We start from the raw sequence: 9336 nt of genomic DNA on the forward strand, positions 1-9336 counted from the left end.
TTGCTGGCCTGGGGCGTGTTGATTGCCATGGTCGCCGCGCAAGTAACGCTGACACGCCAGTGGCGCCAGGACCTGCTGCTGATCGCTACCGGTGGCCTGTTGTGTTTGTTGATGGAGCCGTTGTGGTTGCTGCCGGATGTGTTGCAGTACCGCGACTGGCAGCAACACTGGTGGGCCCCGCATTGGGTCTGGGCGTTGTGGCTGGGCTTTGCGGTGAGTTTTCGCTATAGCCTGAACTGGCTGTGTGGCCGTCCGGTGCTGGCGGCCTTGTTTGGTGCCTTGGGCGGCGTCTTTTCCGTCACCATGGGCATTCGCCTGGGGGCAGCGACCGCGCCACAGGGTTGGCTGTTGCTGGCTACCGTTTACGGTGTCAGTTGGGCCATAGCGGTACCGTTGCTGGCGCAGGTTGCGACGATGACAAAACAGGAAACCGAACATGCCTGAAATCCATTACTTGCTGCTTATCGCCTTGCTGATTGTTGCTACCGTGCTGTGGTTACAGCAACGCCAGACCCGCAACGCCGGTTGGGTCGATGTGTTCTGGGCCTGGTCGGTGGGCATTGTAGGCGTGAGTTTTCTGGTAACCGGAAACGGTGCCTTGGTGCCCCGATTGGCGGCAGGGGTGTTGTTATTGTTGTGGTCGCTGCGGTTGGGTAGCCATATTTTTCAGCGAGTGAGTCAGGAAAACGCTGAAGATGGCCGTTACGCGGCCATGCGCGAGGTGCTGGGCAGTAAAGCGCAGCCTGTGTTCCTGGTTTTCTTCTGGGGCCAGGCGCTACTGGCCTGGGGTTTTGCGCTCACGTTCTGGGTGGTGGGCGAGCAGGATCAGTTTGCGCCCCCGTTGGTTTTGCTGGGCGTTGTTGTCGGTTTGCTGGCCATCGCCGGGGAAGCCCTGGCAGACAAGCAGTTGGCCGATTTCAAAAAGCGGCCTGACAGCAAAGGCAAGACCTGCCGTGAAGGGTTCTGGCGCTACAGTCGCCATCCCAACTATTTCTGCGAGTGGTTGCACTGGGTCAGTTACCCCGTGATGGCCATCGGTGCGCCGTACGCGGGCTGGCTGTGGTTGTTGCCCCTGGCCATGTTCGTATTCCTGTGGTTCGCCACAGGCATCCCCTATACCGAAAAACAGGCGCTCAAATCCCGCGGCGATGACTACCGTGATTATCAGCGCACGACGAGTGCGTTCTTTCCCTGGAGACCCAAATCATGATGATTCAAATGGCGGAATCGGGGCTGCTGCCCGATGGACTGGTGCGTTTTGGTATTCGTCGTCTGCTGGGGCAGCGCCTTGAACAGGAAAAACAACGCAGTAACCGCCAGACGTTCGAAGAGGCCTTGCGACAGGGGCCTGTTGCGGTGGGCCAGGACGAGGCCAATGAGCAGCATTATGAAGTGGATGCCCGCTTCTATGAGCAGGTGCTGGGGCCGTACCTGAAGTATTCCAGCGGCTATTGGCCGAATCCCTCAAGTACCCTGGAAGAGGCAGAGCGGGTGATGCTGGCGATGACCTGTGAGCGGGCAGAGCTGGAAGATGGCCAGGATGTGCTGGAAATGGGGTGTGGCTGGGGATCGCTGACGTTGTGGATGGCGCAGCAGTATCCCAATAGCCGGATTACCGCGATTTCCAATTCGTCGTCCCAGCGTGCTTTTATTCTCGGGCGCGCTGCAGAGCGGGGTCTGGATAATGTGGATGTGATCACCGCGGATGCCTCTGTGTATCAGCCGCAGCAGCCCTACGATCGGGTGGTGTCGGTGGAAATGTTTGAGCACATGCGCAATCACAAAACGTTGATGGCGCGTATTCATGACTGGTTGAAGCCGGGTGGCAAGCTCTTTATTCACGTGTTCTGTCATCGCGATCTGACCTACCTTTTCGAGACCGAAGGCAGCAAGGACTGGATGGCAAAGTACTTCTTTACCGGTGGCATGATGCCGGCTTACGACTGGCTGCCTCATTGTGCCGGTGATCTTCAGGAGGAGCAGCGCTGGGCCGTGAACGGCACCCACTATGCCCGCACTCTGGAGGCCTGGTTGCTACTGGCCGATGAGAAGCAGGCCGCGCTGACCCGGCTCCTGGATGAAATTTACGGTAAAGGCCAGGGCAAGATCTGGCTGCAACGCTGGCGCATGTTTTTCATGGCGTGTGCGGAGCTGTTTAACTATGGTGGAGGCGAAGAGTGGTTCGTTGCGCATTACCGCTTCGCCAAGCCTGTGGCGAATTGAGCGCTGTTATCGCGAGCGACCATGAATAGCCATAAAACGAGCAAGGCATGAAAAAAACCGGCGTTCAACATCGTCTTACCCGCGTCTATCTGGTTCAGCTATTGTTGATCAGCCTGGCCACCGTTCTGGGCGTATGGGCGACGGCGAATATCATTGAGCATGTGCTGGTCAAACAGGCACTGATCAAGGAAGCCGACCACTACTGGTCGCTGGTGGAGGTAAACCCGACTCAGCCGCGTCCCAACACCCGCCATCTGCTGGGCTTGCTGGACAGTGAGGCGGTGCAGGATACGATTCCCCAGGTACTGGCGAATTTGCCTGACGGTTATCAGCGGGTGGATCTGGCCGGTGAGCGGCCCATTGTGTATATCGAGCACCGCGACGGCGCGCGGCTTTACCTGATTTTTGATGAAAAGCGCGTGTCGGTCTTGGCGTTCCTGTTCGGCATTCTGCCGTTAACCGGGGTGTTGTTGGTGATTTACATCACCTCGTTTCTCGGTTGGAAAAAATCCCGCGATTTACTTTCCCCCCTGGTCCAGCTTTCTGATGCATTACGGCAAACGCCGGTGAATGACCCCAGTGTGGCTCGCCCGGATCTCAGCGACATATCGGCGGATTCGGGTAGCGAAGTGGCGGTTTTGGTGGCGGCACTGAATGGCTATGCGGACCGGTTGGTGTCGTTTGTGGAGCGTGAGCGCCAGTTTACCCGTGATGCCAGCCACGAATTGCGCACGCCACTGGCGGTGTTTCGCGCCAACCTGGAATTACTGGTGAGCCAGGTGGGCGACCGCCCTCTGATTCGGCGTATGGACGACACCGTCGATGACATGGAAGCCACCCTGGAGACATTGCTCATGTTGGCGCGCACGGAGCAGCATAGCCAGCAGAGTGAGGACGTGATCGTCAATGATCTGGCGGTGAATCTGATTGAACGCCTGAACCCCCTGGCCGAGCGCAAGCAAATCCGCTTGCAGGTCCGGCAGACGGCGCTACTGAGCGTGAACTGCCCTGAGGCGGCGCTCACCATTGTGCTGACGAACCTGGTCCGCAATGCGATTAACTACAGTGGCTCTGGTGATGTCACCATCGTGGTGATGGATAAGGCCGTGCAGGTGGTGGATTATGGTGCGGGCATGGATGCGGATGAGTTGTCGCGCATCATGCAGCCGTTTGAGCGGGGCGGAAGCGTGGAAGGTGGCCACGGCCTGGGCTTGGCGATTGTGCAACGCCTGTGTGAGCGCTATGACTGGGAGCTGATGGTGGCCAGTGAACCGGGCAAGGGCACGGAAGTGCGGGTTCAGTTTTAACCGGGTATCAGAGCGCGCTCAACGTTTGCTGTTCAATCTGTACCAGTAGCTGTTTGGCATTCAGTGCGTCCCGGACGCGATGAATGACTTTCTCTGCCTTGCTGGTATCGGCGTCGGCAAGAAGAATCCCGAAATGATTGTCGCCCAGGTGTGCAACGCTGTCCTGTTCGCGCAACAGGGCGGCAAGGGAATCGGCGATAATCAGGCTGTCACTCTCCTCCGGTGCGTGCAGAAAAAGCACGCACGACTCGGTGCCGAAATCCCGGCAATGTTGCTGTTCCTCATTCGTTATATCCGCCCACCCCTGCGGACCGGGCAGGCCGGTCTGTGGGCAACGATCCGGGTGTTCCACAAAAATACTGATGCGTTGTTGCTGCGCGTCCCGCAGGGCATTGGCGAGCAGGAAGCTGATTAGCCGGGCTTCATGCTGCAGGGCGGGCAGTGCCTGTTCCAGGGCAGGGTTCTGGGGCTCCGGATCCAGGGCGCAAAGTGTGCCGAACAGCTGGTTGTCCCGGTCCACCAGGGGAAGACCGATATAGGCACCAATGGTCAGATCGCTGTTGATCGGGGCATGGCTATAGTCGGGATTGAGCTGTGCGTTGGCGGCAATGCGGGGGGCGCCGAGTTCCATCATTTTGGCGCAATAGCTTTGTTCCCATTGCAGGCGGTTGCCTTGGTTCAGGCCGTAGTAATTATCCCGGGAGCGCAATACCACCAACTCATCGGTGCGCAGGCGAGTGATCATCCACAGCGCCATACCAAAACGGTTTTGTAGTTGGGCTAGATGTGCGTCCAGCAATTCCTGGCAGGAAGAATAGCTGGCTAACGAAGTGTCGGTACGGTTGGCTGGCATAAATAGGCAAAATCGCTTTTTTGCCTATTCTCTGCCCCGAGCCCATCCAAGTGCAAGTTTACTGCGCGTTGCTGTGCGGTTGTGCTGTTTCCTGAATGCTAAAGCCAACGCCCGGCAGGGTGTTGAGCAGGGCAATATCGAAAGGCTTGTCTACCGCTTTGCGCAGGTTGTAGAGATGGCTGCGCAGGGCATCGGAATCGGGCACCAGGTCGCCCCACAGTTCGTGTTCCAGCTGTTCCCGGCTGACCACTTTGGGGGATTCGCGCATCAGGATACGCAGAATGCGAAAGGCAGTGGGGGAGAGTTTCAGTAACTGACCGTCGCGACGCACTTCCTGCCGGGCCGGGTCCAGTTCCAGATCGGCAATCTGCAAGGTGTTGGCAGTGACTTCCTTGCGTTGTCGGCGTACCAGCGCAGCCACCCGGGCTGACAGCTCCGGCAGTGCGAAGGGCTTGACGATATAGTCGTCGCCGCCGCGATCAAACCCTTCCAGTTTGTCTTCCAGCTGATCCCGGGCGGTCATGAAAATCACCGGCATATCCAGCGCCAGCTCCTTGCGCAGGTACTGGCAGAAACTGTAGCCGTCCTCGCCGGGCAGCATCACATCCAGAAGCATCAGGTCATAGTGATGTTCCTGAACCAGTTCCCGGGCAAGGCGAGTGTTGCCGGCGTAGTCCACACTGGCGCCTTCCTGCTCCAGGTACTCCAATACGGTCTGGGCCAGTTGGCGATGGTCTTCTACCAGAAGGATGGACAGGTTATTCACAGGACTCTCCTTGTTTGTCTGTGAGTATATTCCGCGCGGGGGCGTCAAGGTTCCGTCAACAATCTTCACGCGCCTCCAGGCTTCCACTGTCGGGGGTTTCCTGCTGCTGCGCAATCAACCAGACGACAAACGGCAGGACTAGTCGTTCAGGGCGCCGGTGCGGGCAAAACGCTGCCGGTAGTGGCTGGGGGACAGGCCGGTGTGCCGTTTGAACAACCGCGAAAAACTGCTCACGTCCTGATAACCCACCTGTTCAGACAGTTTGGCCAGGTTATTGGTGCCGCGCTCGAGCATTTTGCGGGCGGCTTCAATGCGCACCCGTTGCAGGTATTGCAACGGCGGCTCGCCCAGTGTGGTGGTAAACCGGCGCTGTAACTGGCGTGGGCTCAAATGCACCCGTTCGGCCAATTGCCCCAGGCTGGTGTTTTCCTTGTAGTGCTCGTGAATCCAGCCCTGGATGGCCTGCACCTGGTCGTCTTGATGATAGGTATGTGCCGGCAGGCCGGCGTAAATGCTTTGCAGATCGTTTCGCACATCAATGACAAACGCCCGGGCCAGTTCCCGGGCCAGATCCGCACCGCAGAAGCGCTCCACCAACAGGATGGTCAGGTCACGCCAGGCGGTGCCGCCACCGGCGCAGAAAATGTTGCCATCACGGGTAATCAGTTCCCGTTCATTCAGGTTTACCTGTGGGTAGCGATGGCGAAACTCCTGGCTGAATCCCCAGTGGGTAGTCGCGGTTTTATCGTCCAGTAGCCCGGCTTCAGCGAGCAGGAAAGCACCGGTACAGTTGCTGGCCAGATCAGCGCCGCCTTGATGCAGAAAACGTAACCAGGGTAGTGCATCCTGTTCCTGGGCCAGCACGGTTTCGATTTTGCCGCCAATGGTGGGAACCACCACCAGGTCGGCCTGATCCATCTGCTCCAGGGAACAATCCACTGCCATGCGGATGCCGTTAGTGCAGCGCACCGGGTTGCCACCACGGGACACCACCTGGACCTTGAATTGCCGGTTCAGCGGCTGTCCGTGAATCCGGTTCCAGGTCACTCCGGTCAGGTTGAGAAGATCCACCACCCCGGTGAGAGCAGAGGCGAAGACGCCATCAAAGGCCAGTACTGCTACCGTGAACATGTGTCGTGTTCCACCATGAATTAGTCATAGGCGACAATGCCAGACACGGCATAACGATGGCAAGCTGTTGTCCAAAATAACCGGAGCGCTACTGTGAGTGATGTGATTCTCGACCGCCGTGATTTGAGCTTTCAGCTTTTTGAGGTGCTGGACACCGATAGCCTGTTTGCCCGCCCGCGTTTTGAAGATCACAGCCGTGAGACCATTGAAGCGGCTCTGGATACAGCTGAAAAGCTGGCGCGGGAAAAATTCGCCAACCACAACGCACTGTCCGACAAGGAAGAGCCCACTTTCGTGGATGGCAAAGTGGTGATGCGCCCGGAAGTCAAAGAAGCGTTCGATGCCTATATCAATGCCGGTTTTTTATCCTCCCGGGCCAGTTTTGAAGAAGGCGGGATGCAGCTGCCGGAGATTGCCGCTGCGGCCTGTAAAGGCATGTTCACCTGTGTGAACCCCAGCTCTACCGGTTATGCGTTTCTGACGGCGGCCGCGGCCAATGTGATTCGTAACTTTGGCAGCGAGACCCTGAAAACCCGGTTCCTGGAACCGATGATGGCAGGGCGCTTCACCGGCACCATGGCCCTGACCGAGCCCCATGCAGGTTCTTCCCTTACCGATATCCGCACCCGTGCAGTGCCCCAGAATGACGGCAGTTATCGGCTCAAGGGCAACAAGATTTTTATTTCTGGTGGCGAAAATGAGCTGGCGGAAAATATCGTGCATCTGGTGTTGGCAAAGATTCCCGGTGGCCCGGAAGGGGTGAAGGGGATCTCCCTGTTTGTGGTGCCCAAATATCGCCTGGATGACGACGGTAACCCGGATGCACGCAACGATGTGATTCTGGCAGGGCTGATTCACAAGCTCGGCTACCGTGGCACCACCAGCACTGCCCTGACGTTTGGTGACGGCGATGATTGCCATGGCTATCTGGTGGGTGAGCCCCATCAGGGCCTGCGTTACATGTTCCAGATGATGAACGAAGCGCGGGTAGGCGTAGGGTTTGGTGCCGGGCTTTTAGGCTATCGGGGTTACCGGTTTGCTCTGGATTATGCCCGTGACCGGGTACAGGGTCGCCACCCGGATGATGCGGATTTTTCCAAGCCGCAGGTGCCGATCATTGAGCATGCGGATGTGAAACGGTTGCTGCTCACCCAGAAAGCCTATGCGGAAGCGGCGATTGCCATGAGTCTGTACGGCTATCGTCTGGTTGACGAGATCCAGACCGGGGAAGAGGCAGCCGCCAAAGAGGCAGAGTTGCTGCTTGATCTGCTGACTCCGGTATTGAAAACCTGGCCCTCCGAGTTTGGTCTGAAAGCTAACGATATGGCGATTCAGGTCTTCGGCGGTGCGGGTTACACCCGTGAATATCCGGTGGAACAGGTGTGGCGTGATAACCGTCTTAACCCGATTCATGAAGGTACGACCGGCGTGCACGGTCTGGATCTGCTGGGCCGCAAAGTGTGGATGGACAACGGCAAGGGCATGCTGTTGTTGGCGAAACGAATCATGGCCGATGTGCAGGCCACCGCTGACGAGCGCTGCAAGCCAATGGCGGATGCGTTGCAAGCCATGTTGCCCCTGATTGAAAAAGCCACCCAGGCGGTGGGCAAGCAAATGGCCAGTGCCGGCCCGCGCGCGGCATTATCCAATGCCAATGCCTATTTGCAGTTGCTGGGCCACACCGTGGCGGCGTGGATGTGGTTACGCCAGGCTAATGCAGCAGTCACGTTGAGCGACCCTGACGATGCGGTTTTTGCGAAAGGAAAATTGCAGGCTGCCCGTTACTTCTTCCGCTGGGAATTGCCCCGGGTGGAATGGGATGCGCAACAGCTGATTAATGGCGACGACACCTTTATGGAGATGGATCCAAGCTGGTTCTGATTATGTTCTGATTACGGCCTTGTCGTGATCACTGGATTAACCGAGTGTGCCTATCGTCATCAGGCTCGGGACCTGCCATTGGCAGGAGAAGCTATGACGGTATTTTTTGAGCCCCCGCCAGGGGGCTTTTTTTTTGCCGTCTTTTTGCCGCTCTGCGGCCACAACGGAGTTCACACAACACGCAACACCAGGGTCTCGCCGTGCTTGCTCGTTCTTGNTGGTGACACAAAACAGTCATATAGTCGTCATCAATTGCGAGCGACACATTGAGCGGGGAATTAACGTGAAAAAAATGCTACTTGCGGCTTCGGTCGCCACGGCCATGTTGCCTGTGGGGGCCATGGCGGCGCCGACCTTCTATGGCAAGCTGAATCTTAGCGTGGATAAAACCAGTGATTATCCGGAGGGCGCCCTGGTCTTTAGCCAGGATGATCTGTCCGACGCCTGGTTTGTGTCCAGCAACAACTCCCGGCTGGGGGTGAAAGGCGAAGAGCCGCTGTATAACGACAGCCTGTCGGTGATTTACCAGATGGAAGTGGGTTACGACGCGGACGGTGATAGCAGCGCCACCTTTTCCACACGCAACAGCTTTCTGGGCCTGGGCACCCAGGTGGGCAAGATTTTCGCCGGCCGTTACGACAGCGTGGTGAAACTGGCGGAAGGCAAGATCGACCAGTTCAACGATACCGTGGCGGATATGGACACCGTCTTTCTCGGCCAGCGCCGTAACAGCAATAGCCTGAACTGGGAAAGCATGGACCTGGGCGGCATTGTGGTGAGGGCCCAGCTGGCGCCGGGTGAAGACGATGTGGTGGTCGGCGTGGCGCCCAACAGTGAAACCAAGGACGGACTCACCGATACCTGGGGGCTGTCTGCTACCTATCAGCAGGATGCTCTCTATGCCGCTCTGGCCTATGAAAGCAGCTACACCGACGGGACCGTTGGGCCTGCCATTGACGGCGGTGACCTGGAAACCGTGCGCGCTTCCCTGGGGCTGAATGTGAGCAGCAGTGTGGCGGTGGGTGCCATTGTCGAGCGCAGCAAACTGGACCCCTACGGCGCGCCAGAGGGTGACCTGATGTCGTACCTGCTGAGCGGCAAGTTTGGTGTCTCTGAGCGTGTGGCCCTGAAGGCCCAGGCGGGTATGCTAGATAGCAGCGATCTGGATCTGGATG

The 9336-nt window shown here is 57.9% G+C and carries 9 protein-coding genes; 6 read left to right on the plus strand and 3 right to left on the minus strand.

The window, feature by feature from the left end:
• The 4 genes from A3754_RS09165 to A3754_RS09180 all read left to right on the plus strand — a co-directional run.
• Positions 1–444 (plus strand): DUF2878 domain-containing protein (locus A3754_RS09165; protein ID WP_063519416.1); only part of this gene is annotated, 444 nt, incomplete at its 5' end.
• A complete protein-coding gene (locus A3754_RS09170; RefSeq protein ID WP_063519417.1) occupies positions 437–1210 on the plus strand; it encodes a DUF1295 domain-containing protein in 774 nt (257 codons plus the stop codon). The genes A3754_RS09165 and A3754_RS09170, both read left to right, overlap by 8 nt.
• A complete protein-coding gene (locus A3754_RS09175; RefSeq protein WP_063519418.1) occupies positions 1207–2223 on the plus strand; it encodes a cyclopropane-fatty-acyl-phospholipid synthase family protein in 1017 nt (338 codons plus the stop codon). The genes A3754_RS09170 and A3754_RS09175 overlap by 4 nt, the downstream gene beginning before the upstream one ends.
• A 47-nt stretch (positions 2224–2270) precedes the next feature.
• The gene (locus A3754_RS09180; RefSeq protein WP_063519419.1) at positions 2271–3530 is read left to right on the plus strand and encodes a HAMP domain-containing sensor histidine kinase; all 1260 of its coding nucleotides are present in this window, start codon (positions 2271–2273) and stop codon (positions 3528–3530) included.
• A 7-nt stretch (positions 3531–3537) separates the two neighbouring features.
• Here the strand turns inward: A3754_RS09180 and A3754_RS09185 are convergent, their stop codons facing one another.
• The 3 genes from A3754_RS09185 to A3754_RS09195 form a co-directional block, all read right to left on the minus strand.
• Positions 3538–4383 carry a GGDEF domain-containing protein gene (locus A3754_RS09185; RefSeq protein WP_082872527.1) on the minus strand — a complete coding sequence of 282 codons (846 nt, stop codon included), beginning with the start codon at positions 4381–4383 and terminating at the stop codon, positions 3538–3540.
• Between the two features lie 58 nt (positions 4384–4441).
• Positions 4442–5149 (minus strand): response regulator transcription factor, encoded by a 708-nt coding sequence (locus A3754_RS09190; protein ID WP_063519420.1) that lies wholly within the window; start codon positions 5147–5149, stop codon positions 4442–4444.
• Between the two features lie 138 nt (positions 5150–5287).
• A complete protein-coding gene (locus A3754_RS09195) occupies positions 5288–6280 on the minus strand; it encodes a GlxA family transcriptional regulator (protein ID WP_063519421.1) in 993 nt (330 codons plus the stop codon).
• A 93-nt stretch (positions 6281–6373) separates the two neighbouring features.
• On the opposite strand from A3754_RS09195, the gene A3754_RS09200 reads away from it, so the two are divergent.
• Positions 6374–8161 (plus strand): acyl-CoA dehydrogenase, encoded by a 1788-nt coding sequence (locus tag A3754_RS09200; RefSeq protein WP_063519422.1) that lies wholly within the window; start codon positions 6374–6376, stop codon positions 8159–8161.
• Between the two features lie 292 nt (positions 8162–8453).
• Positions 8454–9336 (plus strand): porin (locus A3754_RS09205; protein ID WP_231880566.1); only part of this gene is annotated, 883 nt, incomplete at its 3' end.

The organism is Alcanivorax sp. HI0083 (genome assembly GCF_001635175.1).

Coding starts and splice junctions, on each gene's coding strand:
- A3754_RS09170 (WP_063519417.1), top strand. CDS start 437: ATGCCTGAAATCCATTACTTGCTGCTTATCGCCTTGCTGATTGTTGCT.
- A3754_RS09175 (WP_063519418.1), top strand. CDS start 1,207: ATGATGATTCAAATGGCGGAATCGGGGCTGCTGCCCGATGGACTGGTG.
- A3754_RS09180 (WP_063519419.1), top strand. CDS start 2,271: ATGAAAAAAACCGGCGTTCAACATCGTCTTACCCGCGTCTATCTGGTT.
- A3754_RS09185 (WP_082872527.1), bottom strand. CDS start 4,383: ATGCCAGCCAACCGTACCGACACTTCGTTAGCCAGCTATTCTTCCTGC.
- A3754_RS09195 (WP_063519421.1), bottom strand. CDS start 6,280: ATGTTCACGGTAGCAGTACTGGCCTTTGATGGCGTCTTCGCCTCTGCT.